The sequence below is a fragment of the Pseudomonas sp. GW822-FHT07A10 genome, assembly GCF_058798795.1.
In genome coordinates this window covers 196,801-217,775 of record NZ_JBXAKV010000009.1, presented here as the reverse complement: position 1 = coordinate 217,775, position 20,975 = coordinate 196,801, and the positions used below count along the sequence as shown (strand labels likewise).

Here is a 20,975-nt window from a genome sequence, read left to right as displayed (position 1 = left end):
CAACGTCCTCACAGGCGGATCGACAGGCCATCGGCCAAGGATTGGCGATAAGCGCGCCAGGCCGGCACGCTGCCCATCAGCAGCGCGGCGATCAGGATGCCACCGAGCAGCGTCCATTCATATTCGCTTGGCCAGGCCAGCGGCAGGTACAAACCGTAATTCGACTGCACGTAACCCTGCGCCACGGCGATGCCCACATACAGCAACGCCACGCCGACAATCACCCCCGACAGCGCCAGGGCAAACGCTTCCAGCACCAGTAAAGTCGCGATATGCCATGGTCGCGCGCCCACCGAACGCAGAATCGCCATCTCCCGGCGTCGCTCGTTGAGGCTGGTGAGAATCGCCGTGAGCATGCCGATCAACCCCGTCAGCACCACGAACAGCGAGACGACGAACAAGGCTTTTTCCGCCGTGCTCATCAAACTCCACAGCTCCTGCAACGCCACACCCGGCAGGATCGCCAGCATCGGTTCGCCACGGAATTCGTTGATTTCACGTTGCAGCGCGAAGGTCGAAATCTTGTTGTTAAGGCCGAGCATGAACGCGGTGATCGCTTGCGGCGTCAGGTCCATGTTGCGCGCCTGATCTGCACTGACCCGACCGTTACCCCGCGCCGGTACACCGTTGTGCCAGTCGATGTGGATCGCTTCCATGCCGCCGAGGCTGATGTGCAGCGTGCGGTCCACCGGGGTGCCGGTGCGTTTGAGGATGCCGACCACGGTGAACGGCTTGTCGTCGTGCTTGACCAGGCTGATCGCCGCCACGCCATGGGCCAGCACCAGTTTGTCGCCGAGTTTGTAGTGCAGCGCATCGGCCACTTCGGCACCGAGCACCACTTCGAACGGATCGCTGGCGAAGGCACGGCCGTCGGCCAGTTCCAGATGCTGTTGATGGCCGTACTGGTAATGCTCGAAGTACGCCTCGGTGGTGCCCATCACCCGATAACCACGATGGGAATCGCCGAGGGACATCGGGATCGCCCACTTCACTTTCGGGTTGTTGGCGAACTGCTCGAAGCTGTCCCAGCGGATGTTGTTGGTGGCGTTGCCGATACGGAATACCGAATACAGCAGCAGGTTCACCGAGCCGGAACGCGCGCCGACGATCAGGTCGGTGCCGCTGATGGTGCTGGCGAAACTGGCCTTGGCTTCGGTGCGCACTCGTTCTACCGCCAGCAACAGGCAGACCGACAGGGCGATGGCGAACGCGGTGAGGATCGCGGTGAAGCGACGGTTAGCGAGGCTGGCCATGGCTAGACGAAACAAATACATCTCAAACCTCGGACGGGGTGGCGGCGCGATTGAGATCGGCCAGCGACAGGTGGCGATCGAACAGCGGCGCGAGGCTCTGATCGTGACTGACGAACAACAGGCTCGAGCCGGCTTCGCGGCATTCGGCGAACAACAGGCGAATGAAGTTTTCGCGAGCGTCGTAGTCCAGTGCCGAGGTCGGTTCGTCGGCGATCACCAGTTCCGGCTGACCGATCAACGCACGCGCGGCAGCGACCCGTTGCTGCTGGCCGATGGACAGCGAATCGGCGCGGCGGCCCAGAATGTTTTCGTCCTTCAGGCCCAGATGGGCGAGCAGGGTGGCGGCGGCCTGATCGACACTGCCGTGGCGCTGTTTCGCCCGCTCGGCGCGCAGTTTCGAGAAGTGACAGGGCAGTTCGACGTTCTCCCGCACCGACAGAAACGGCAGCAAGTTGAATTGCTGGAAGATGTAGCCGGTGTGATCGACCCGGAAGTGGTCGCGAGCCCCGGCAGACAGTTCGGTCAATTCCTGGCCGAGCAGCCGGATGCTGCCGCGATCAGGCTTTTGCACACCGCCGAGCAAGCCGAGCAGGGTGGTCTTGCCGCTGCCGCTGGGGCCTTTGAGGAACAGGGTTTCACCAGGCTCCAGGCGAAACGCCGGGATGTCCAGCAGCGGCGGGTGACCGGGCCAGCTGAAGCCCAGGTCGGACAATTCGATGAGTGCTTGGGTCATGTGAAACCGGTCAGGTTGGTGGTGAACCCTGTGGGAGCGGTGTCGGATCAGAATTTCAGGGCAGCCGCCTTGGCCGTCACCTCAACCCCTTGCTGTCCGCTCGGGCTGATCAGTTGTACCTGAATCTTCTGGGTAGCCGGGAACGTGTTGAAGACAGTCGCCAGGTCCAGGGTCTTCAGCGCGCCCGGGGCCGAGCAGCTGAATTGGTAACGGGCGTGGATTTCGCTGTGGTCATGTTGATGCTCGTGACCGTCCTTGGCTTCTTCATGCTCATCGTCGGCATCCGGTTTGTCACCGAACAACGGGCTTTCCAGTTCCTGGGTCGCGACCACGCAACCGGCGGCTTTCGGCAGGTTGAACAGTGTCAGTGGTTTTTCCAGTTGGGCACGGACGGCGGCGACTTTGGCCTTGTCGGCGTCGGTGGTGGCGGCGTGCTCGAAACCCACCAGGTTCATTGCCGGGCTTTCCAGTTCCAGCTCCAGGGTCTGGCCGTCCAGCGCAGCATTCAAACGACCGACGCCATGTTCGTGGGCGCCGAGGCTGCCGTGCTCATGGTCGTGATCTTGCTCGACAGCCGCGTGGGCGACAGCCAGCGGTAACAAGGCAAACGGCAAAGCGAGCAGCAGACGGCGCATGGCGGGTCTCCGAAAAGTAAAATGAAAAATTTGTTATGTAATCTTATAACGAAAGTGCCGAGAGTTTGACCGTCTGCTTGGCGTTGCGCAAGACCCATGGGAGCATGCGAGTCAGGTATGTGCTGGAGCAGACTTATGTTGCGAATACGCGGAAGCATCGGCGACTGGCCGGTGGATTTGACCCTGGAACTGGATGAGGGCGACTGGGCGCAGCTCGGTGCGCAGTTGCAGGCTGCCAAACCCGAGGCGAGTGTGACACCGGCCAAACCGGTGAATCAGGACGAGGCGCTGTGGCAGATCGCTAAAGAACTGCTGCGCAAGGCCGGGCAATTGAGCGGGCCGGATTTGCTGGAACAACTGGAAGGGCTGACCGGCAGTGCAGCGGCAGGCAAGCGCTTATTGGTGCGTTTGCGCCACTGCGCAGAGGTCAAAGTAGTGAGCGGCGGGGATACGCCGCTCTACAGCTGGATCGAGTAAGCCGCAAAAAGAGCTTAATAGAGCGCGGCAAACAGCTTGCGACGGTACGTGGTCACCAACGGGTGATCGTTGCCCAGCAGTTCGAACACTTGCAGCAAGGTCTTGTGTGGCAAGCCTTCGCTGTAGCTGCGATTGCGGATGAACAGTTTCAGCAACGCATCCAGCGCCGCGTCGTATTGCTGACGGGCCAGTTGCTGGATCGCCAACTGATAGACCGCCTCATCGTCCTGCGGATTTTTCGCCAGACGTGCTTTCAGGTCTGCCGCATCCGGCAAGTCCCTGGCCTGACCGAGAAACTGGATCTGCGCCTTGGCGCCGGCCAGCGCGGCCTTGTGCTCATCGGTCTTGACCGCGTCGAGTACGGTTTGCGCTTCACTCAGTTCGCCGCGCTCGGTGAGGCAGCGGGCGTAGAGGATCAGTGCTTTGGCATTGGTGTTGTCTTCAGTCAGCAAGACTTTGAGCGTGGCTTCGGCGTCGGCGAAACGGCCGTCATCGAACAGCGCCTGAGCCTGTTCAAACGGGTCGGCGGCGGCTGGAGGCGGCATTTGCACATGGGGTTCGAGCATCGTGCGCACAGCGGATTCCGGTTGCGCACCGGCAAAACCGTCCACCGGCTGACCGTCCTTGAACAGCACCACGGTCGGCAGGCTGCGAATGCCGAAACGCGCGACAATGTCCTGCTCGATGTCGCAGTTGACCTTGGCCAGCAGCAACTCACCCTGATAGCTCTCGGCGATGGTTTGCAGCATCGGCATCAAGGCCTTGCACGGCGCACACCATTCGGCCCAGAAATCCACCAGTACCGGTTTGTGGAAAGAGTTCTCGATCACCGACTGGTCGAAATCGGCAGTCGTGGCGTCGAAGATGTACGGCGTTTCCTGACTCATGGGGGATCTCGTAAAAGCGTGGATGAGGCCACTATAAGGCTTGGTGGGGGGCGGCTGAAAGCGGGGTGATCATTGAGTGATGTGCTGCCAGGCAGGACGTCTTCGCGGGCAAGCCTCGCTCCTACAGGTCCGCGCTGATTTCGAAATCGCCACCCAACCCTGTAGGAGCGAGGCTTGCCCGCGAAGCTTTTTGCTAACCGCGCCGCGCGTGGTAAAGGCTCACATGCCGAAACTCTTCGGGTTCGGCCAGGTCCGGCAAGGTCATCGCCTGCAGCATCTCGATGCGCCGATACAGCGGATGGCGAAAATCCCGCACCCGTGAATCCGCCACCAACGCTTCCCGGCCACGGCTGAGAAACTCATCGAGTAGTGGCAGATTTTCCCGGTCGTACAACACGTCGGCCACCAGAATCAGATCAAATCGATCCGCTTCGGCGAAAAAATCCGTCGAGTAGCGCAGCTGCACATCATTGAGTTCGGCATTCGCCCGACACGCGGCAATCGCCAGCGGGTCCAGGTCACAGGCCACCACTTCCAGCGCCCCGGCCTTCACAGCCGCAATCGCAGCCACGCCGGAACCGGCACCGAAATCCAGCACCCGTTTGCCTTCGACCCAGTGCGGGTGTTTGGCGAGATAGCGGGCCACGGCCAACCCACTGGCCCAGCAGAAACTCCAGTACGGCGGCTCGTGGAGAATTCGTCGGGTTTCTTCGGGGCTGAAGGCGCGGTCCATGTTGTCGCCGTCGATCAGCCAGAGTTTCAGCTCGGTGCCCGGTAACTCACAGGCTACAAGCTGTGCGTCACCGAGCAGTTCACCCAACGCCTGTTGCAGGTCGAGCGGTGCAATCATGGCGCTTTGACGAATTGCAACTGACCCAGGGCCTGGGTTGTCGGCTGGGTGATGAGTTGCGCCGGCAGATGCAGAATCAACTGCCCGGACTGGCTGGCGCGGCCGCGCAGTTCAACGCGAGCGCCAACCGGGAAGGATTCAGGGTTGAAACGCAGGCGAAACGGCAACACCTGATTGGTGCCGATCAGGTTGGCACTGGCGAGCAATTGTTGCGGGCGATCCTTTTCGTCGATCACCAGCAGCGCCAGTTCGACTTCAGCGTCGGCCGGCACGCCCATCAGGGTGCCACTGATTTCACGTTGGTAAGCCGGCAGCGGGCCGAGCTCGGCAGACGCCTTGGCTTTCTTCTGCGCCTGTTGCGGCGCTGGGCCTGGTGTTGGTGGCTGGGGCTTGGGTGCATCGCTGCCACAGGCCACCAGCAGGCTGAAAAGACTGAGCAAAACGAGCGGTCGTAACGACATTGGCGGCTCCAGCAAGGTGAAAACATTATAGCCCGTCTGTATACCGCAAACCCTATGGCTTGTCTTGCCACGGGGATGCGCTACCATGGCCCTCCCATTTTTTGTTGCCTGCCACCATGCACTGTCCCTTCTGCGGTGCCAACGACACCAAGGTCATCGACTCGCGTCTGGTCGCCGAGGGCGAACAGGTGCGCCGCCGGCGTGAATGCCTGGCCTGCGGCGAACGCTTCACGACGTTCGAAACCGCTGAACTGGTGTTGCCGCGCCTGATCAAAACCGACGGCAGTCGCCAGCCGTTCGACGAAGAAAAGCTTCGTGCCGGCATGCAGCGAGCGCTGGAGAAGCGCCCGGTGAGTGTCGAGCGCCTGGAATCGTCGCTGGTGCACATCAAACACAAGCTGCGCGCCACCGGCGAACGCGAGGTCAAATCCCTCGTGGTCGGCGAACTGGTGATGGCCGAGCTGAAAAAGCTTGATGAGGTCGCCTATATCCGCTTCGCTTCGGTGTATCGACGCTTCCAGGACCTCAACGAGTTCCGCGAAGAGATCGATCGCCTCGCCCGTGAACCGGTGAAAGAATGACCACCTCCCCGGAACAAGCCATCCTCGATGCGCATTACATGGCCCGTGCCCTGGAACTGGCGCGCAAAGGTCATTACACGACGCACCCCAACCCGCGGGTCGGCTGTGTGGTGGTGCGCGACGGGCAGATTGTCGGCGAAGGCTGGCATGTGCGCGCCGGCGAGCCCCATGCCGAAGTCCACGCCTTGCGTGCCGCCGGTGACAAGGCGCGAGGCGCCACGGCTTACGTGACCCTGGAACCGTGCAGCCACCACGGACGTACACCGCCCTGCGCCGATGCGCTGGTGAATGCCGGTGTGGCGCGCGTCGTTGCGGCGATGCAGGACCCGAACCCGGAAGTTGCCGGTCGCGGTCTGCAACGTCTGGCCCAGGCGGGTATTGCCACCGAAAGCGGTGTGCTGGAAGGTGAGGCGCGCAAGCTCAATGAAGGCTTCCTCAAACGCATGGAACACGGCTTGCCGTTCGTGCGGGTCAAGTTGGCCATGAGCCTCGACGGTCGCACAGCGATGGAAAGCGGCGAGAGCCAATGGATTACCGGCCCGGCGGCGCGCTCGGCGGTACAACGGCTGCGCGCGCAGGCCAGCGTGGTGCTGACCGGCGCCGACACGGTGCTGGCGGACAATGCCCGCTTGACCGTGCGTGCCGATGAATTGGGCCTCGATCCCGAACAAACCGCCTTGGCCATGAGCCGTCCGCCACTGCGCGTGCTGATCGACGGTCGCCTGCGGGTGCCTCTGGACGCGCCGTTTTTCAAGGCTGGTCCGGCGTTGGTTGCGACGTGCATGGCGATCGAAGAGCAATACGCCAACGGTCCGGAGTGCCTGATTGTGGCGGGCGACGATGGCCAGGTCGACCTGCGCAAGTTGCTGGTTGAATTGGCTGCGCGTGACGTCAACGAGGTACTGGTCGAAGCCGGGCCGCGTCTGGCCGGGGCGTTTGCTCAGCAAGGGTTGGTGGACGAGTTCCAGATTTTCATTGCCGGCAAGTTTCTCGGCTCCACGGCGCGCCCGTTGCTGGACTGGCCGCTGGCGCAGATGAAAGATGCGCCCGAGCTCAAAATTACCGAAATCCGCGCGGTTGGCGATGACTGGCGAGTCATTGCCATACCTGTCCCAACGGTCAGCGTATAATTCCCGGCTGCAGCCCAGAAGGCCCTGTTCTCGAGGAGGACTCCATGTTTACCGGCATCATCGAATCCATCGGCAGTATTCGTGCATTGACCCCAAAAGGCGGAGATGTGCGGGTTTACGTAGAAACCGGCAAGCTCGACCTGAGCGACGTCAAACTGGGCGACAGCATTGCCGTCAACGGCGTGTGCCTGACGGCGGTTGAACTGCCGGGCAATGGCTTTGCGGCGGACGTCAGTCGCGAAACCCTCGACTGCACCGCCATGAATGACCTCAAAAGCGGCAGCCCGGTCAACCTGGAAAAAGCCCTGACCCCGACCACTCGCCTGGGTGGGCACTTGGTCAGCGGTCACGTCGACGGTGTCGGCGAAGTGGTTTCGCGCAGCGACAATGCCCGCGCCGTGGAATTTCGCATCCGCGCGCCGAAAGAACTGGCCAAGTACATCGCCCATAAAGGCTCGATCACCGTCGACGGCACCAGCCTGACGGTGAACGCGGTCGATGGCGCCGAGTTCTTGCTGACGATCATTCCGCACACCCTGAGCGAAACCATCATGGCTGCTTACAAGCCAGGTCGCCGGGTGAATCTGGAAGTCGATCTGCTGGCACGTTATCTGGAGCGCCTGTTGCTGGGCGACAAGGCTGCTGAGCCAACTGCCGGCAGCACCATTACTGAAAGCTTTCTGGCCCAAAACGGCTACCTCAAATCCTGACTCAAGGGGGTGCCTTGTGGCGCTCAATAGCATCGAAGAACTGGTTGAAGACATCCGCCAAGGCAAGATGGTCATCCTCATGGATGACGAAGACCGCGAGAACGAAGGCGACCTGATCATGGCCGCCGAGTGCTGCAAGGCTGAGCACATCAACTTCATGGCCAAGCACGCCCGTGGCCTGATCTGCATGCCGATGAGCCGCGAGCGCTGCGAACTGCTCAAGCTGCCATTGATGGCGCCACGCAACGGTTCCGGCTTCGGCACCAAATTCACCGTGTCCATCGAAGCCGCCGAAGGCGTGACCACCGGTATCTCCGCGGCTGACCGTGCGCGTACCGTACAAGCCGCTGCCGCCAAAGACGCCAAGGCTGAAGACATCGTCAGCCCCGGCCACATCTTCCCGCTGATGGCCCAGGCCGGCGGCACCCTGGCCCGCGCCGGCCATACCGAGGCGGCCTGCGACCTGGCGCGCATGGCCGGTTTCGAGCCGAGCGGTGTGATCTGCGAAGTGATGAACGATGACGGCACCATGTCCCGTCGCGCCGAACTCGAAGCGTTTGCCGCCGAGCACAACATCAAGATCGGCACCATTGCCGACCTGATCCACTACCGGATGATCCACGAACGTACCGTTCAGCGGATTGCCGAGCAGCCGCTGGACAGCGAACTGGGCCAGTTCAACCTGGTGACCTATCGTGATTCGGTGGAAGGCGACGTGCACATGGCCCTGACCCTGGGCAACGTGTGCGCCGAAGAACCGACCCTGGTTCGGGTGCACAACATGGACCCGCTGCGTGACCTGCTGATGGTCAAGCAACCGGGCCGCTGGAGCCTGCGCGCCGCCATGGCCGCGGTTGCCGAGGCTGGCAGCGGTGTGGTGCTGTTGCTCGGTCACCCGCTCGATGGCGACGTGTTGCTGGCGCACATCCGCGAAACCGCCGACCACAGCGCAGTGAAAAAACCGACCACCTACAGCATCGTCGGTGCCGGTTCGCAGATCCTTCGGGACCTGGGTGTGCGCAAAATGCGCCTGATGAGTGCGCCGATGAAATTTAATGCGATATCCGGTTTCGATCTGGAAGTTGTAGAATACGTGCCCTCCGAATAATGACCGGTTGTTTCCAGTCCTTGATTCGCGGCTAACACATCACTGAGGGATGCGTAGAAAACGCGTCCCGGCTCTTTAAGAGATCTAACGAATGACCCTGAAGACCATCGAAGGTACCTTCATCGCCCCTAAAGGCCGCTACGCTCTGGTAGTGGGCCGTTTCAACAGCTTCGTGGTTGAAAGCCTGGTCAGCGGTGCAGTTGATGCCCTGGTTCGCCATGGCGTGAGCGAAAGCGACATCACCATCATCCGTGCGCCTGGCGCCTTCGAAATCCCGCTGGTTGCGCAGAAAGTCGCTCAGAAGGGCGAGTTCGCGGCAATCATCGCCCTGGGCGCGGTCATTCGTGGCGGCACTCCGCACTTCGAATACGTGGCTGGCGAGTGCACCAAGGGCCTGGCCCAGGTGTCCATGGAGTTCGGCGTACCGGTCGCTTTCGGCGTACTGACCGTTGATTCCATCGAACAAGCCATCGAACGTTCCGGCACCAAGGCCGGTAACAAAGGTGCTGAAGCTGCCCTGTCCGCTCTGGAAATGGTCAGCCTGCTGGCGCAGTTGGAGGCCAAGTGATTAGCGACGATAGCGATCGTTTCAACCCGCGCGATCCAAAGCCTGCGGATGCCGGCAAGCCATCGAAAAGCGCCAAGCGTCGCGAAGCCCGTCAGCTCGCGACCCAGGCACTGTACCAATGGCATATGGCCAAGCAGTCGCTGAACGAGATCGAAGCGCAGTTCCGGGTCGATAACGATTTTACCGATGTCGATGGCGCGTACTTCCGCGAAATCCTGCACGGGGTTCCGCAGTTCAAGACCGAGATCGACACCGCGCTCAAGCCTTGCCTGGACTTGACCATCGAAGAGCTGGACCCGGTTGAACTGGCGGTTCTGCGCCTGTCCACATGGGAACTGCTCAAGCGTGTCGACGTGCCATACCGCGTGGTGATCAACGAAGGTATCGAACTGGCCAAGGTCTTCGGTTCCACCGACGGCCACAAGTTCGTCAACGGTGTGCTCGACAAGCTGGCCCCGCGTCTGCGTGAAGCCGAAGTGAAGGCATTCAAGCGCTGATCGGCGCTTGAATTGCCATTGCCATGGGTGAGTTTGAGCTGATCCGCAACTTCTTCGCCGCCGCGCCTTGCGCGCAGGGCGGTGAAGGCGTTGCCCTCGGGATCGGCGACGACTGCGCCTTGCTGGCTATTCCTCCCGGGGAGCAGTTGGCGATTTCTACCGATACGCTGGTGGCCGGTGTGCATTTCGCCGACCCCTGCGATCCGTTTCTGCTCGGCCAACGCTCGCTGGCCGTGGCCGTCAGCGACCTGGCCGCCATGGGCGCCACCCCCGTTGCCTTTACCCTTGCCTTGACCTTGCCGACCGGGACTTCCGATTGGCTGGAAGCGTTCGCCCGTGGTTTGAACCTCATGGCGCAGAATTGCCGTGTGGCACTGGTGGGCGGCGATACCACTCGCGGGCCGTTGAGCCTGACCATGACCGTGTTCGGCCGGGTGCCGACCGGTCTGGCGCTGACCCGCAGCGGCGCACAGCCGGGTGATTTGCTCTGTGTGGGCGGTGATCTCGGTAACGGCGCGGGCGCATTGCCGCTGGTGCTCGGCCAGCGGACTGCGGACGCGGCCATCGCCGATCCATTGCTGGCCCACTACTGGTCGCCGCAACCGCAACTGGCGTTGGGCCAGGCCTTGCGTGGCAAGGCTACCGCTGCGCTGGACATCTCCGACGGCCTGCTCGCCGACTGCGGGCATATTGCCCTGGCGTCGAAAGTCGGGATTCGGGTAGAGCGCAGCAGGCTGCCGTTGTCGAAGGCGCTGCTGGCTTTCCTCGGTCAATCCGGCGCTGAGCAAGCCGCCTTGAGCGGCGGTGATGATTACGTGCTGGCCTTCACCTTGCCGCCTGCCGAGTTGCCATCGTTACTGGCGGACGGCTGGCCGATCCATGTGCTCGGGCAGGTGGTTGCAGGGCAGGGCGTGATTCTGCTGGACGCCGACGGACACGACATCACCCCGCCAATCCGGGGTTACCAACATTTTCGGGAGACACCGTGACAGATCATCCCAAACAGGTTCCGTCGGAGTTCGTACCGCCGTCGGTCTGGCGCAATCCATGGCATTTCCTGGCGTTCGGCTTCGGCTCGGGCACCCTGCCAAAAGCGCCGGGCACCTGGGGTTCGTTGGTGGCATTACCCTTTATTCCGTTGTGGCAGATGCTGCCCGACTGGGGCTACTGGCTGATGCTCGGCATCACCATGTTGTTCGGCTTCTGGCTGTGCGGCAAGGTTGCCGACGATTTGCGCGTGCATGACCACGAAGGCATCGTCTGGGACGAAATGGTCGGGATGTGGATCACCCTGTGGCTGGTGCCGGAAGGTTGGTATTGGTTGCTGGCGGGGTTCCTGATGTTCCGCTTCTTCGACATCCTCAAGCCGTGGCCGATTCGCTGGATCGACCGGCATGTGCACGGTGGCGTCGGCATCATGCTCGACGACGTGCTGGCCGGGGTGTTTGCGTGGTTGGCGATGCAGGGGCTGGTGTGGTTCTTCGCCTGAAGAATGCAGCCGAGGATAAAAGATGGTTCGCTGGTTGATGGTGATGGTTTTCGCGACGTTTTGCTCGTTCGCCCAGGCGGGGGATGCGCCGACGACGCCGTCCGTGATTCATCTGGCCAGCGAAGCGTGGGAAGACTTTACCGCCGCCGATGGCCATGGTTTGGGCTGGGACGTGTTGCGCGAAGTGTTCGAGCCGGCAGGCGTTAAGCTGGATATTCGAATCGAGCCGTATACGCGTGCCGCGGGCCTGGCACAGCGTGGCGAAGTGGACGCGTGTGTCGGTGCCTATCGGGATGAAGTCAGTGACGTGCTCTATCCGCGCTGGAGTTTCGATACCGATCCGATCTATGCGCTGGGCCTGGCCACCAATCCGGCGCCGACCGCGCAAACCCTGGGTAATTATCGATTGGCCTGGCTGCGTGGCTACAAGTACCAGGCTTACCTGCCCAACGTGCAGCGCTATAACGAAGTCGCGCGGCGTACCGGGATTCTGTCGATGCTGATCCACAACCACGTCGACTACTACATTGACGCGCTGGACGAGGTTAACTCTATCGTCAGCCGAGCCAAGGATCCGTCGCAGTTTCGCCGCACGCACATCGCGGATTTACCGCTGTACCTGTGCTTTGCCGATACCCCTCGGGCACGGCAGTTGATGGTGCTGTTCGACCAGCGTATGGAGTTGCTGGTAAAAAGCGGTCAGCTGAAACCGGTCTTCGAACGCTGGAAACAGCCCTATCCGTTCGGCTCGAAATGAAAGCGGTCAATGCGGGTGCGGGGCAGATATCAAACTTTTTGATCGTTATGGCCGATAATTCAGCCTAAGCGTCTGTAGGAGCGTGCTGTTACAATGCCGCCTCTGCGAATCTTCAGTACTTATAGATCAGGAGCACACCGGTGCCTGTCGTTTTTGTCGCCGCTTCCAAGCTGCCAACGCCTTTTGCGCAATTCACCATGCACGGTTTTCTCGATGAAGAAAACGGTCGCGAGCACGTGGTGCTGAGCCTGGGTGAGATCGCCGACGGTGCTCCGGTACTCGGCCGGTTGCACTCCGAATGCCTGACCGGCGATGCCTTGTTCAGCCAGCGTTGCGACTGCGGTTCGCAACTCGAGGCGGCGTTGCAGGCGATCGCCCGTGAAGGCCGTGGCGTATTGCTCTACTTGCGTCAGGAAGGTCGCGGCATTGGCCTGCTGAACAAGATCCGCGCCTATGAATTGCAGGACGGCGGTGCTGACACCGTTGAAGCCAACGAACGTCTGGGCTTCGCCGCCGACCAGCGCGACTACGCCATGTGCCTGCCGATGCTGGAGCACCTGGGCGTGAAGTCCCTGCGTCTGATGACCAACAACCCACGCAAGGTCAAAGCCTTGACCGACATGGGCATCGTGGTTGCCGAGCGCGTGCCGTTGCACACCGGGCACAACCCGCACAACAAACTCTACCTGGCCACCAAGGCCAGCAAGCTCGACCATATGATGGGCAACGAGCATCAGGGCGAGGTTGACCGGGCGTGACCCGCGGTCAGGTACGGCGACGACTGGCCGTCAACTGGTGGCAATATCTGGCGTTGGCCTTGCTGCCGCTGTTCGTGGTCAATGGCTTATTCGGCCAAAGCGAGGCGATTCTGCCGGTGCTGGCCATGCCGTTTTTCATTGCCGGTGTGGCGTCGATGTTTGTCAGCCTGAAGTTCTTTGGCGGTTACAAACATGCGCTGATCGCGACCCAAAAAGCCCTCGACACCCCTGAAGAACCCGCCGCCTGGATCGCCCTGGCCGCGAAACGCCGTGCTGCGTTTCTGGTCGCTGGCCTGCCCGCCTGGATCGGCGCACTGGCAGTCTTCGTTGGTCTGGAAGCCGTGCCGCTGATGCTGCTGGCATTGTCGACGGCGGTGCTGTTCTACCTCTACCGTATCCCGCGTCAACTCGGCTGATGCGCTGTGTCTGGCTGGCAGTCCTGTTGCTGGCCATCGGTGGTCCGGCCGCTGCGGCCGAGCGGGTTGTCAGCCTGGCACCGTCGCTTTCCGAAATCGTGATTGAACTGAATTCGGCTGACCTGCTGGTCGGAGTGCTGGATGCCGGTGAGCGTCCGGCCGAGCTCAAAGATATTCCTTCGGTGGGCCGCTACGGTCAGTTGGACATCGAACGGTTGCTCAGCCTCAAACCCGATTTACTGCTGCTCTGGCCGGGCAGTGTGGGGTCGGCTCAGCGTGAACAGCTCAAACGGCTGAACATCCCCACCTACGTCGCCGAACCTCATAACCTCGAACAACTCACTGTGCAGATCGAAGCGATAGCCACGCAACTCGGGCGAGCGGAGCGGGGCGTTGCATTGGCCGAAAAGCTGCGTCAGCGACTCGATTCCCTGCGCCAGCGCTATCGAAGGGACGAGCCACTGCGGGTGTTTTATCAAGTCTGGGATCGGCCGCTGTACACCGTGGGCGGTGGGCAGATCATCAGCGATGCGCTACAGGTTTGCGGAGCACGCAACGTATTTGCCGACCTGCCGCAGCCTGCACCGCAGGTCGGTGTGGAGGCGGTGTTGCAGCGCAATCCCCAGGTGATTCTGGCCAGCGATCAGGCGCAGCTCGAGGCGTGGAAGGCTTGGCCCCAGGTGGCGGCGGTGGCGCAGGGGCAATTGCTGTTGGTGACGGATAAAGGCCTGGAGCGGCCGAGTGGGCAGATGATCGAAGCGACGGCCAAGCTCTGTCAGTTGATCGCACCCGATCTTTAACCTGTGGCGATAGAGCAAGCTCCCTCGCCGCAGGGTTTTGCATGTAGCCAGAGGATCAGATATTCAGCAATTGCAGGCGCTGACGCACCGCCTCTTCGATCCCGGCTTCATCCAGCCCGCATTCGGCGAGCATTTGCGCAGGCTTGGCGTGTTCGACGTAGATGTCTGGCAAGCCCAGGTGCAGCACCGACTTGAGGATGTTCTCGCGGGCGAGGAATTCGCTGACCGCGCCACCGGCGCCGCCCATGATCGCGTTCTCTTCGACGGTCACCAGCAACTCGTGGCTGCCGGCGATTTCGCGAACCAGTGCTTCGTCGAGCGGTTTGACGAAGCGCATGTCGACCACCGTTGCATCCAGCTTCTCAGCGACTTTCAGTGCCTCGGCCAGTTGTACGCCGAACACCAGCAGGGCGACTTTGTTGCCCTGACGGCGAACCACACCCTTGCCGATCTCAATCGGTTCGAGGTTTTTCTCGATCGGCGCATTCGGGCCGGTGCCACGCGGGTAACGCACCGCCGCCGGGCCGTTGTACAGGTGGCCGGTGCTGAGCATTTTGCGCAGTTCGTTTTCGTCGCTCGGGGTCATCACCAGCATGCCGGGGATGCAACGCAGGAACGACAGGTCGAAGCTGCCTGCGTGCGTCGGGCCGTCTTCGCCCACCAGACCGGCGCGGTCGATGGCGAACAGTACGTCGAGGTTTTGCACCGCGACGTCATGAATCAGCTGGTCGTAACCGCGTTGCAGGAAGGTCGAATAGATCGCCACCACCGGTTTGGCGCCTTCACAGGCCATGCCGGCTGCCAGGGTCACGGCGTGTTGCTCGGCAATCGCCACGTCGAAATAGCGCGTCGGGAAGCGTTCACTGAAGGCCACCAGATCGGAGCCTTCCTTCATCGCCGGGGTGATCCCGACCAGACGCGGATCAGCCGCCGCCATGTCGCACAACCACTCACCGAACACACCGGAATATTTCGGCCCGCTGGCTTTTTTCGGCGCGGCGGCCGGAGCGTCCAGCGGTTCGAGTTTGGTGATGGCGTGGTAACCGATCGGGTCGACTTCCGCCGGGGCGAAACCTTTGCCTTTCTTGGTGACCACGTGCAGGAATTGCGGGCCTTTCAGATCGCGCATGTTGCGCAGGGTGGCGATCAGGGTCGGCAGGTCGTGGCCATCGATCGGGCCGATGTAGTTCCAGCCCAGCTCTTCGAACAGCGTGCCGGGGACCAGCATGCCTTTGGCGTATTCTTCGGTGCGACGGGCGATTTCCCAGGCGCCGGGCAGGCGCGACAGGACCTTTTTGCTGCCTTCGCGCATGCTCGCGTAAGTGCGGCTGGAAAGGATTTTCGCCAGATAGTTCGACAACCCACCGACGTTGCGCGAGATCGACATGTCGTTGTCGTTGAGGATCACCAGCATGTTGGCGTCCACTTCCGGCGCGTGGTTCAGCGCCTCGAAGGCCATGCCAGCGGTCAGTGCACCGTCGCCGATCACCGCGATCGCCTTGCGATCACTGTGTTGCAGACGGGCGGCAATCGCCATGCCCAGCGCTGCGCTGATCGAGGTGCTGGAGTGGCCGACGCCAAAGGTGTCGTACTCGCTCTCGGAACGACGCGGGAAGGCGGCGATGCCATCCTTCTGGCGCAGGGTGCTCATGCGCGCGCGACGACCGGTGAGGATTTTGTGCGGATAGGCCTGATGACCCACGTCCCACACCAGCCGGTCGTCCGGGGTGTCGAAGACGTAATGCAACGCGATGGTCAGCTCGATCACGCCCAGGCCGGCACCGAAATGCCCACCGGTCTGGCCGACCGTGTAGAGCAATTCCAGGCGCAACTCATCAGCCAGGGTTTCCAGCTCGGCTTCGCCTAACCGGCGCAGGCCGTCCGGCGTGTTGGCACGGTCGAGCAGGGGCGTGGTCGGGCGCTTACGGGGAATCTCATGAAACGTCGTGGGCATCAGGCGAATCGTTATAGGTATAAAAGATGCGGCAGTTTACCTGATGCATCGCCCCCTGCCCACGCGTTGGTCTTTTTTGGCGGATACGCCGTCAGTTGCGGCGGTCAACGATGTACCGGGCCAGATCGCGCAAGGGCTCTGCTGCCGCGTCAAACGGTCGCAGCGCGTGCAGGGCCTGGTCGCGCAGTTCCAGAGCATAGGCCTTGGCCGCGTCGAGACCGAGCAGCGCCGGGTAGGTCGGCTTGTCCCGGGCGATGTCGGCGCCCTGGCGTTTACCGAGGGTGGCGGTGTCACTTTCAACGTCGAGAATGTCGTCCTGGACCTGAAATGCCAGGCCGATCGCCTGTGCATAACTTTGCAGCGACTTCAGTTCGTCCTTCTCGGCATGACCGCTGGCCAGGGCGCCGAGTTTGACGCTGACTTCGATCAACGCGCCGGTCTTGTGCCGATGCATGTACTCAAGGGCTTTTTGATCAAGCTTCAGACCCACCGAGCCAAGATCGATGGCTTGCCCGCCGACCATGCCCGCCGGACCTGCCGCCAGCGCCAGGGCGCTGACCATCTGCAGACGGGTTTCGGCGTCTGACGCACTCAGGCGCGGGTCGAGCAGGGCGCTGAAGGCCAGGCTCTGCAAGCCGTCGCCGGCGAGAATCGCGCAGGCTTCGTCGAACTTCTTGTGGGTGGTCGGCTGGCCGCGACGCAGGTCGTCATCGTCCATGGCCGGCAAATCGTCGTGCACCAGCGAATAGGCATGGATCAGCTCAACCGCGCAGGCGGCGCCGTTGGCTTGCTCGGCCTTGCCGCCCAGCGCTTCACACGCGGCGTAGGCCAGCAGCGGACGTACACGCTTGCCGCCATTCATCACGCTGTAGCGCATGGCTTCATAGAGGCGGGCGAGCTCAGGGCTCGGCGGGTTGAACAGGGTTTCCAGTGCTGCATTGACGCGGGCCTGGCTGGCTGCCGAATACGCTGCAATCATTCTGGCTGATCCGCGTCGAAGGGTTCCTCGGCCAACTCGCCATCACGCTCGAGCAGCACTTGAACCTTCTGCTCGGCCTGGGCCAGCGCCGCCTGGCAGTCACGGGTCAGCCCGATGCCCTGCTCGAAAGCGGTCAGCGAGTCTTCCAGCGACAATTCACCGTTCTCCAGACGCTCTACCAGCGTTTGCAGGTCAGCGAGGGATTGTTCGAAATCCAGTGCAGCTTTTTTGCGGGCCATGGCGGCTATTTCCGGTTGACGTTAAACCGGCGCGACACTAGCAGACATGGGGGGTATGGGCAAATGAGCTGGGCCATTTGGAGCAGCAGTTCCGGGGTGGCAACGCACCTTGTGGCGAGGGGGCTTGCTCCCGTTCGGCTGCGCAGCAGTCGCGAACCTCTGGACGCGGTAGGCCTGAATAAACGCGATGTATGGTTTTGGGGCCGCTTCGCTACCCAGCGGGAGCAAGCTCCCTCGCCACAGATGTATGTCGTCTATATAGGTTGTGTGGATTATTCGGCTCACTTTATGAGCCGAATAAGATCGCTATTCGGCTCACGCCCAACAAACACCGTGATTCTCACCGCAAATATAGATGTATCTGATTGTTAAAAAACTGCCGAATGGCTAATCTTCGCGCCTTCAACGACCCTATATTCAGGGTCATTCTGACGAAACACAGTTTTTTTGATCTGTAACGCGCCGAGGATCAGGCGCAGGGTTTCGTTATGCATGGCAGGAGGCGTCACATGCGTTGGGTTCTTTCACTGCTGATTACGCTGGTTTGCGCTCAAGTTGCGCGGGCCGAGCCCACGGCCGAGCTATCGGAACCGGTGGGTGGTTGGCGCTATCACGGCTTGCTGGACCGCAGTGAAAACCCTCGCGTCGCCTATCCCACACCGCCCATCGACCGTGGCGTGCAGCGCAATCGCACAATGATCGAAGGCCAGCTCAAGGCCCTCGGCACGCTCCGTCCGCCCCACAGCCTGGCGGTCAACGGCAATCCCCTGAATCTGTACACCGACGATCAAGGGCGTTTTGCCCGCCCGTATGCGTTCGGCGCCGGTTCCAACAGCGTCGAAGTGCGCAGTTCCGAGGGCAAGTCGCTCAAGCGCGTTCAATTCTATGAAGCCAATAACCTGCGCACCCCGGCGCGGATTCGCGTGGTGCTGGGCTGGGACGATCCCAAGGCCGAACTCGACCTGCACATCATTACCCCCGACGGCCAGCACGCGTTCTGGGCCAGTCCGGCGATGAGCAACGGCGGTGGGCTGGACCCGGACGGGGTCGATGGCCCCGGTCCGGAAATGTTCACCATGACTGCGCCGATGCACGGCACCTATCTGGTTTACGTGAACTATTGGGGCAACTACGGCAGCGGCGGCTATAACTTCGATGAGAACAGCAACCAGAACGAGGTGATCACCTCGCAAATCAATCTGGTGCTCAATGAAAACACCGTCGACGAAAAACGCGAGACGTTCATCGTGCCCTTGCGGGCAATCGGCGACCTGCTGCTGGTCAAGACTTTCAACTATTAAACATCCCGCACCACGGATGAAATCGGGTTTTGTGAACATGAGCGATAACACTGTGACTCCGGCCGCCGACGTACCAGCAGCCAAAACTCCACGTCGTTGGCCAGCGCTAGTGATCGGGCTGTGCCTGGCGGCAGGCGTAGCGGGCGGGTTAGGCTGGTTCCTGCACAAACCCAAGGCTCCGCCTGCGCAGTTGGCCAGCGACAAACTGGGCATGAGCCGCCCGGACGGTCTGCTCGAAACCCATTCCCTGAGCCAGTTGCCCAAGGATCTGCTGGCCGTGCCGTTCCTCAAGGAAACCCTGACCGAAGATTTCGTCTTCTATTACGAAGCTCACGCCGACCGTCTCGGTTTGATTGGCAGCCTGCGGCGGATCATTTACGAGCATGACCTGAAGTTGCAGGACAGCCTGATCGAGCAGCTCTTCGACCAACCGGCGGATGTGGCGCTGTGGCGCGGGGCGGATGGGCGTCTCAAGGATTTCCTGTTGGTGATGGATCGCGGCGGTCTGGCCAAGGTGCTAGAGCCGTTGGCGAAAGTGGCGCTGGATGATTCGCAACTGAGCAAGCTCAGTGAAGTGAAAGTCGGCGCCGACGCCGTCACCCTCTATCAGCTCAACTACAACGCCAGCAAGGCGTTGGTGTTCGCTTCCCATGGCGACAAATTGGTGGTGCTGTCCAATCCGGCCAAACTCTACGACCCGGATAACGGGGCTTTGGAGGAAACTGGCGGCGTTTCGACCAAGGCGATCGCCGCCTTGCTCAACGGCGACAAACTGTTCCCCGAAGCCTTCGGCCTGCCGCCGCGTGCGCCCGAGGTAAAACAACGCCTCTCGGTCAACTCCAGCGTGTTGGCCATGGGTTATCAGCGCTTCATCCCGAACTTTGCCGGCCTGCGTTTCGACATGGACGACAAGGGCTGGCACAGCTTCCTCGCCATGGACGAACTGGACAACCAGCCGGACTTCGACTTCAAACCGATCTGGCAAGCCATGCCGATGGGCGCCAGCGCTTGCGTGGCCTTGCCACTGGCCGCCGAACAACAGAAACCGCTACTGGTGAAACTCGGCGCCGAAGAGTCCGTAGCCCAGGCCCTGACTGAACACATGGCCGGTGCCGCGGGCCTGTGCTGGTATGGCGATTCGCGGCTGTACACGCCGCTGCTGGTGGCCAGCCTGAATGACGATGACAGCGCCAAACTTGATGGTGACTTGGGCAACCTGTTCGGCTCGATGGTCGGTGCCTACGAAGGCAATGTTGCCGAGCACGCATTCCCGGTGGTCGAGAAACAGGACGGTAAAACCCATCAGTGGCAGCGCCAGGTCAGCTCCAACTTCGGCCCCTATAAGGCCAAGGATGCCGAGCAGCCAGACGCGATCACCGGCAAAGCCTTCATGCGCGTAAGCCTGGCGCGCCACGGTTCGACGCTGCTGTTCTCCCTCGACGACAAGCTTGTGGACAAGGCCCTCGGCACCCTCGACAAACGCTTCCCGCCGCTGGCTGACGTGCTGCCGAAAGACCTGCTGATGCCGATCTATTTCGGCCCCGATTCCATGGCGCAACTGATGCAACAGGAAACCCTCGACAGCCTGCCGCAGGACATGGAGCCGGTGTTCTACAACGCCGCGCAAACCTACCTGATCCCGAAACTGCGCACCCTCGGCGGCTACGGCAAATACGCCCTGACCTTGCCCAAAGGCAGCGAGCCCGACGGCCACTGGCAATGGCTGCCGCTGGAGTGGAAAGCTCTGTGACCGCACTCATCCGAGGCCTCGGCTTGCTGGCGTTGCTGCTGGGGACTCGCGCATTCGCCAGCGAAACCGCCGCGCTCGATCCGCAGCAATCCCAGGTATTCCGCGCCTGGTTCGTGCGCATCGCCCAGGAACAATTGACCCAAGGCCCGAGCCCGCGCTGGTACCAGCAGGACTGCGCCGGGTTGGTGCGGTTTGCCGCCAATGAAGCGCTGAAAGTCCACGACGACAAATGGCTGCGCAGCAATGGCCTGTCCAACCGCTACCTGCCGCCGGAGCTGCAACTGAGTGAAGCCCAACGCGGCCTCGCCCAGCAATGGCAGCAGGGCGGCGGCAAGGTCGGGCCTTACGTCAACGCGATCAAATTGATTCAGTTCAACAGTCATCTGGTCGGCCGCGATCTGGCCCAGGCCCGGCCCGGCGATTTGATGTTTTTCGATCAGGGCGACGACCAGCACCTGATGATCTGGATGGGCCGCTTCATTGCCTATCACACCGGCACCACTACCCCCACCGACAACGGCATGCGCTCCGCAAGCCTGCAGCAACTCATGACATGGAAGGACACCCGATGGATACCCGACGCAGCCAACCCCAACTTCATCGGCGTCTATCGACTGAACTTTCTCTCCCAATGATCGGTGC

At 61.6% G+C, this 20,975-nt stretch carries 25 protein-coding genes; 16 read left to right on the top strand and 9 right to left on the bottom strand.

Annotated features, from left to right (window positions below; translation table 11 throughout):
• Positions 1 to 8 precede the first annotated feature (8 nt).
• From AC1RL4_RS17135 to AC1RL4_RS17125, 3 genes are read right to left on the bottom strand one after another with little or no spacing between them, the layout of a single operon-like run.
• On the bottom strand, positions 9 to 1,274 hold the full coding sequence (locus AC1RL4_RS17135) for an ABC transporter permease (protein WP_028938817.1): 1,266 nt from the start codon (positions 1,272 to 1,274) through the stop codon (positions 9 to 11).
• Position 1,275: 1 nt separating this feature from the next.
• Positions 1,276 to 1,986, bottom strand: coding sequence for an ABC transporter ATP-binding protein (locus tag AC1RL4_RS17130; protein WP_019650853.1), 711 nt, complete (start codon positions 1,984 to 1,986; stop codon positions 1,276 to 1,278).
• A 47-nt stretch (positions 1,987 to 2,033) separates the two neighbouring features.
• On the bottom strand, positions 2,034 to 2,621 hold the full coding sequence (locus AC1RL4_RS17125; RefSeq protein WP_230173049.1) for a DUF2796 domain-containing protein: 588 nt from the start codon (positions 2,619 to 2,621) through the stop codon (positions 2,034 to 2,036).
• A gap of 135 nt (positions 2,622 to 2,756) precedes the next feature.
• On the opposite strand from AC1RL4_RS17125, the gene AC1RL4_RS17120 reads away from it, so the two are divergent.
• Positions 2,757 to 3,098, top strand: a complete 342-nt coding sequence (locus tag AC1RL4_RS17120) for a hypothetical protein (protein WP_019581386.1) — start codon at positions 2,757 to 2,759, stop codon at positions 3,096 to 3,098.
• 14 nt (positions 3,099 to 3,112) lie between these two features.
• On the opposite strand, the gene trxA is transcribed toward AC1RL4_RS17120, so the two are convergent.
• The 3 genes from trxA to AC1RL4_RS17105 form a co-directional block, all read right to left on the bottom strand.
• Entirely contained in the window at positions 3,113 to 3,985 is an 873-nt protein-coding gene (gene trxA, locus AC1RL4_RS17115; RefSeq protein WP_230173056.1) for a thioredoxin, read from the bottom strand.
• 193 nt (positions 3,986 to 4,178) lie between these two features.
• Positions 4,179 to 4,835, bottom strand: coding sequence for a class I SAM-dependent methyltransferase (locus tag AC1RL4_RS17110; protein ID WP_028938819.1), 657 nt, complete (start codon positions 4,833 to 4,835; stop codon positions 4,179 to 4,181).
• Entirely contained in the window at positions 4,832 to 5,296 is a 465-nt protein-coding gene (locus AC1RL4_RS17105; RefSeq protein WP_018925687.1) for a YbaY family lipoprotein, read from the bottom strand. The genes AC1RL4_RS17110 and AC1RL4_RS17105 overlap by 4 nt, the downstream gene beginning before the upstream one ends.
• Before the next feature lie 116 nt (positions 5,297 to 5,412).
• Between AC1RL4_RS17105 and nrdR the strand changes: the two genes are divergently transcribed.
• The 12 genes from nrdR (at position 5,413) to AC1RL4_RS17045 (ending at position 14,110) form a co-directional block, all read left to right on the top strand.
• Positions 5,413 to 5,877: a transcriptional regulator NrdR gene (gene nrdR / locus AC1RL4_RS17100; RefSeq protein WP_007906838.1), complete on the top strand. Its 465-nt coding sequence runs from the start codon at positions 5,413 to 5,415 to the stop codon at positions 5,875 to 5,877.
• Positions 5,874 to 7,007, top strand: coding sequence for a bifunctional diaminohydroxyphosphoribosylaminopyrimidine deaminase/5-amino-6-(5-phosphoribosylamino)uracil reductase RibD (ribD, locus tag AC1RL4_RS17095; RefSeq protein WP_018925688.1), 1,134 nt, complete (start codon positions 5,874 to 5,876; stop codon positions 7,005 to 7,007). Before nrdR ends, ribD begins: the two co-directional genes overlap by 4 nt.
• A gap of 44 nt (positions 7,008 to 7,051) precedes the next feature.
• Positions 7,052 to 7,717 carry a riboflavin synthase gene (locus tag AC1RL4_RS17090; protein WP_019650860.1) on the top strand — a complete coding sequence of 222 codons (666 nt, stop codon included), beginning with the start codon at positions 7,052 to 7,054 and terminating at the stop codon, positions 7,715 to 7,717.
• Between the two features lie 16 nt (positions 7,718 to 7,733).
• Positions 7,734 to 8,825, top strand: a complete 1,092-nt coding sequence (ribBA, locus tag AC1RL4_RS17085) for a bifunctional 3,4-dihydroxy-2-butanone-4-phosphate synthase/GTP cyclohydrolase II (protein WP_018925690.1) — start codon at positions 7,734 to 7,736, stop codon at positions 8,823 to 8,825.
• 91 nt (positions 8,826 to 8,916) lie between these two features.
• Positions 8,917 to 9,393 (top strand): 6,7-dimethyl-8-ribityllumazine synthase, encoded by a 477-nt coding sequence (ribH, locus tag AC1RL4_RS17080; RefSeq protein WP_003228649.1) that lies wholly within the window; start codon positions 8,917 to 8,919, stop codon positions 9,391 to 9,393.
• The gene (gene nusB / locus AC1RL4_RS17075; protein WP_007933632.1) at positions 9,390 to 9,890 is read left to right on the top strand and encodes a transcription antitermination factor NusB; all 501 of its coding nucleotides are present in this window, start codon (positions 9,390 to 9,392) and stop codon (positions 9,888 to 9,890) included. Before ribH ends, nusB begins: the two co-directional genes overlap by 4 nt.
• A 23-nt stretch (positions 9,891 to 9,913) precedes the next feature.
• Positions 9,914 to 10,879: a thiamine-phosphate kinase gene (gene thiL / locus AC1RL4_RS17070; protein WP_019581379.1), complete on the top strand. Its 966-nt coding sequence runs from the start codon at positions 9,914 to 9,916 to the stop codon at positions 10,877 to 10,879.
• The gene (locus AC1RL4_RS17065) at positions 10,876 to 11,379 is read left to right on the top strand and encodes a phosphatidylglycerophosphatase A family protein (protein ID WP_019581378.1); all 504 of its coding nucleotides are present in this window, start codon (positions 10,876 to 10,878) and stop codon (positions 11,377 to 11,379) included. Before thiL ends, AC1RL4_RS17065 begins: the two co-directional genes overlap by 4 nt.
• Before the next feature lie 22 nt (positions 11,380 to 11,401).
• Complete coding sequence (locus tag AC1RL4_RS17060) at positions 11,402 to 12,136, top strand: type 2 periplasmic-binding domain-containing protein (protein ID WP_019581377.1); 735 nt, start codon at positions 11,402 to 11,404, stop codon at positions 12,134 to 12,136.
• 140 nt (positions 12,137 to 12,276) lie between these two features.
• Complete coding sequence (gene ribA / locus AC1RL4_RS17055) at positions 12,277 to 12,894, top strand: GTP cyclohydrolase II (RefSeq protein WP_007933624.1); 618 nt, start codon at positions 12,277 to 12,279, stop codon at positions 12,892 to 12,894.
• On the top strand, positions 12,891 to 13,310 hold the full coding sequence (locus tag AC1RL4_RS17050) for a hypothetical protein (RefSeq protein WP_019581376.1): 420 nt from the start codon (positions 12,891 to 12,893) through the stop codon (positions 13,308 to 13,310). Before ribA ends, AC1RL4_RS17050 begins: the two co-directional genes overlap by 4 nt.
• Positions 13,310 to 14,110, top strand: a complete 801-nt coding sequence (locus AC1RL4_RS17045; protein WP_028938821.1) for a cobalamin-binding protein — start codon at positions 13,310 to 13,312, stop codon at positions 14,108 to 14,110. The genes AC1RL4_RS17050 and AC1RL4_RS17045 overlap by 1 nt, the downstream gene beginning before the upstream one ends.
• A 55-nt stretch (positions 14,111 to 14,165) precedes the next feature.
• On the opposite strand, the gene dxs is transcribed toward AC1RL4_RS17045, so the two are convergent.
• From dxs to AC1RL4_RS17030, 3 genes are all read right to left on the bottom strand, one after another.
• Complete coding sequence (gene dxs, locus AC1RL4_RS17040) at positions 14,166 to 16,064, bottom strand: 1-deoxy-D-xylulose-5-phosphate synthase (protein ID WP_028938822.1); 1,899 nt, start codon at positions 16,062 to 16,064, stop codon at positions 14,166 to 14,168.
• 91 nt (positions 16,065 to 16,155) lie between these two features.
• Positions 16,156 to 17,043, bottom strand: a complete 888-nt coding sequence (gene ispA / locus AC1RL4_RS17035) for a (2E,6E)-farnesyl diphosphate synthase (RefSeq protein ID WP_019581373.1) — start codon at positions 17,041 to 17,043, stop codon at positions 16,156 to 16,158.
• The gene (locus AC1RL4_RS17030; RefSeq protein WP_007894317.1) at positions 17,040 to 17,282 is read right to left on the bottom strand and encodes an exodeoxyribonuclease VII small subunit; all 243 of its coding nucleotides are present in this window, start codon (positions 17,280 to 17,282) and stop codon (positions 17,040 to 17,042) included. The genes ispA and AC1RL4_RS17030 overlap by 4 nt, the downstream gene beginning before the upstream one ends.
• A gap of 509 nt (positions 17,283 to 17,791) precedes the next feature.
• On the opposite strand from AC1RL4_RS17030, the gene AC1RL4_RS17025 reads away from it, so the two are divergent.
• Genes AC1RL4_RS17025 through AC1RL4_RS17015 form a run of 3 tightly spaced genes read left to right on the top strand, consistent with a single transcriptional unit; the run spans position 17,792 to position 20,968 of the window.
• On the top strand, positions 17,792 to 18,583 hold the full coding sequence (locus AC1RL4_RS17025) for a YfaP family protein (RefSeq protein WP_018925700.1): 792 nt from the start codon (positions 17,792 to 17,794) through the stop codon (positions 18,581 to 18,583).
• Positions 18,584 to 18,620: 37 nt separating this feature from the next.
• Entirely contained in the window at positions 18,621 to 20,333 is a 1,713-nt protein-coding gene (locus AC1RL4_RS17020) for a DUF2138 domain-containing protein (protein WP_028938824.1), read from the top strand.
• The gene (locus AC1RL4_RS17015; protein ID WP_033051600.1) at positions 20,303 to 20,968 is read left to right on the top strand and encodes a DUF1175 domain-containing protein; all 666 of its coding nucleotides are present in this window, start codon (positions 20,303 to 20,305) and stop codon (positions 20,966 to 20,968) included. Before AC1RL4_RS17020 ends, AC1RL4_RS17015 begins: the two co-directional genes overlap by 31 nt.
• Positions 20,969 to 20,975: the final 7 nt, after the last annotated feature.

What these genes read in the sequence shown, in the direction of transcription:
- AC1RL4_RS17090 (WP_019650860.1), top strand. Translation starts at nt 7,052, where the DNA reads ATGTTTACCGGCATCATCGAATCCATCGGCAGTATTCGTGCATTGACC.
- AC1RL4_RS17135 (WP_028938817.1), bottom strand. Translation starts at nt 1,274, where the DNA reads ATGTATTTGTTTCGTCTAGCCATGGCCAGCCTCGCTAACCGTCGCTTC.
- AC1RL4_RS17045 (WP_028938821.1), top strand. Translation starts at nt 13,310, where the DNA reads ATGCGCTGTGTCTGGCTGGCAGTCCTGTTGCTGGCCATCGGTGGTCCG.
- nrdR (WP_007906838.1), top strand. Translation starts at nt 5,413, where the DNA reads ATGCACTGTCCCTTCTGCGGTGCCAACGACACCAAGGTCATCGACTCG.
- AC1RL4_RS17060 (WP_019581377.1), top strand. Translation starts at nt 11,402, where the DNA reads ATGGTTCGCTGGTTGATGGTGATGGTTTTCGCGACGTTTTGCTCGTTC.
- AC1RL4_RS17125 (WP_230173049.1), bottom strand. Translation starts at nt 2,621, where the DNA reads ATGCGCCGTCTGCTGCTCGCTTTGCCGTTTGCCTTGTTACCGCTGGCT.
- trxA (WP_230173056.1), bottom strand. Translation starts at nt 3,985, where the DNA reads ATGAGTCAGGAAACGCCGTACATCTTCGACGCCACGACTGCCGATTTC.
- AC1RL4_RS17105 (WP_018925687.1), bottom strand. Translation starts at nt 5,296, where the DNA reads ATGTCGTTACGACCGCTCGTTTTGCTCAGTCTTTTCAGCCTGCTGGTG.
- AC1RL4_RS17015 (WP_033051600.1), top strand. Translation starts at nt 20,303, where the DNA reads ATGGCTGCCGCTGGAGTGGAAAGCTCTGTGACCGCACTCATCCGAGGC.
- dxs (WP_028938822.1), bottom strand. Translation starts at nt 16,064, where the DNA reads ATGCCCACGACGTTTCATGAGATTCCCCGTAAGCGCCCGACCACGCCC.
- AC1RL4_RS17020 (WP_028938824.1), top strand. Translation starts at nt 18,621, where the DNA reads ATGAGCGATAACACTGTGACTCCGGCCGCCGACGTACCAGCAGCCAAA.
- AC1RL4_RS17030 (WP_007894317.1), bottom strand. Translation starts at nt 17,282, where the DNA reads ATGGCCCGCAAAAAAGCTGCACTGGATTTCGAACAATCCCTCGCTGAC.
- AC1RL4_RS17120 (WP_019581386.1), top strand. Translation starts at nt 2,757, where the DNA reads ATGTTGCGAATACGCGGAAGCATCGGCGACTGGCCGGTGGATTTGACC.
- ispA (WP_019581373.1), bottom strand. Translation starts at nt 17,043, where the DNA reads ATGATTGCAGCGTATTCGGCAGCCAGCCAGGCCCGCGTCAATGCAGCA.
- AC1RL4_RS17025 (WP_018925700.1), top strand. Translation starts at nt 17,792, where the DNA reads ATGCGTTGGGTTCTTTCACTGCTGATTACGCTGGTTTGCGCTCAAGTT.
- thiL (WP_019581379.1), top strand. Translation starts at nt 9,914, where the DNA reads ATGGGTGAGTTTGAGCTGATCCGCAACTTCTTCGCCGCCGCGCCTTGC.
- ribH (WP_003228649.1), top strand. Translation starts at nt 8,917, where the DNA reads ATGACCCTGAAGACCATCGAAGGTACCTTCATCGCCCCTAAAGGCCGC.
- AC1RL4_RS17130 (WP_019650853.1), bottom strand. Translation starts at nt 1,986, where the DNA reads ATGACCCAAGCACTCATCGAATTGTCCGACCTGGGCTTCAGCTGGCCC.
- ribD (WP_018925688.1), top strand. Translation starts at nt 5,874, where the DNA reads ATGACCACCTCCCCGGAACAAGCCATCCTCGATGCGCATTACATGGCC.
- AC1RL4_RS17110 (WP_028938819.1), bottom strand. Translation starts at nt 4,835, where the DNA reads ATGATTGCACCGCTCGACCTGCAACAGGCGTTGGGTGAACTGCTCGGT.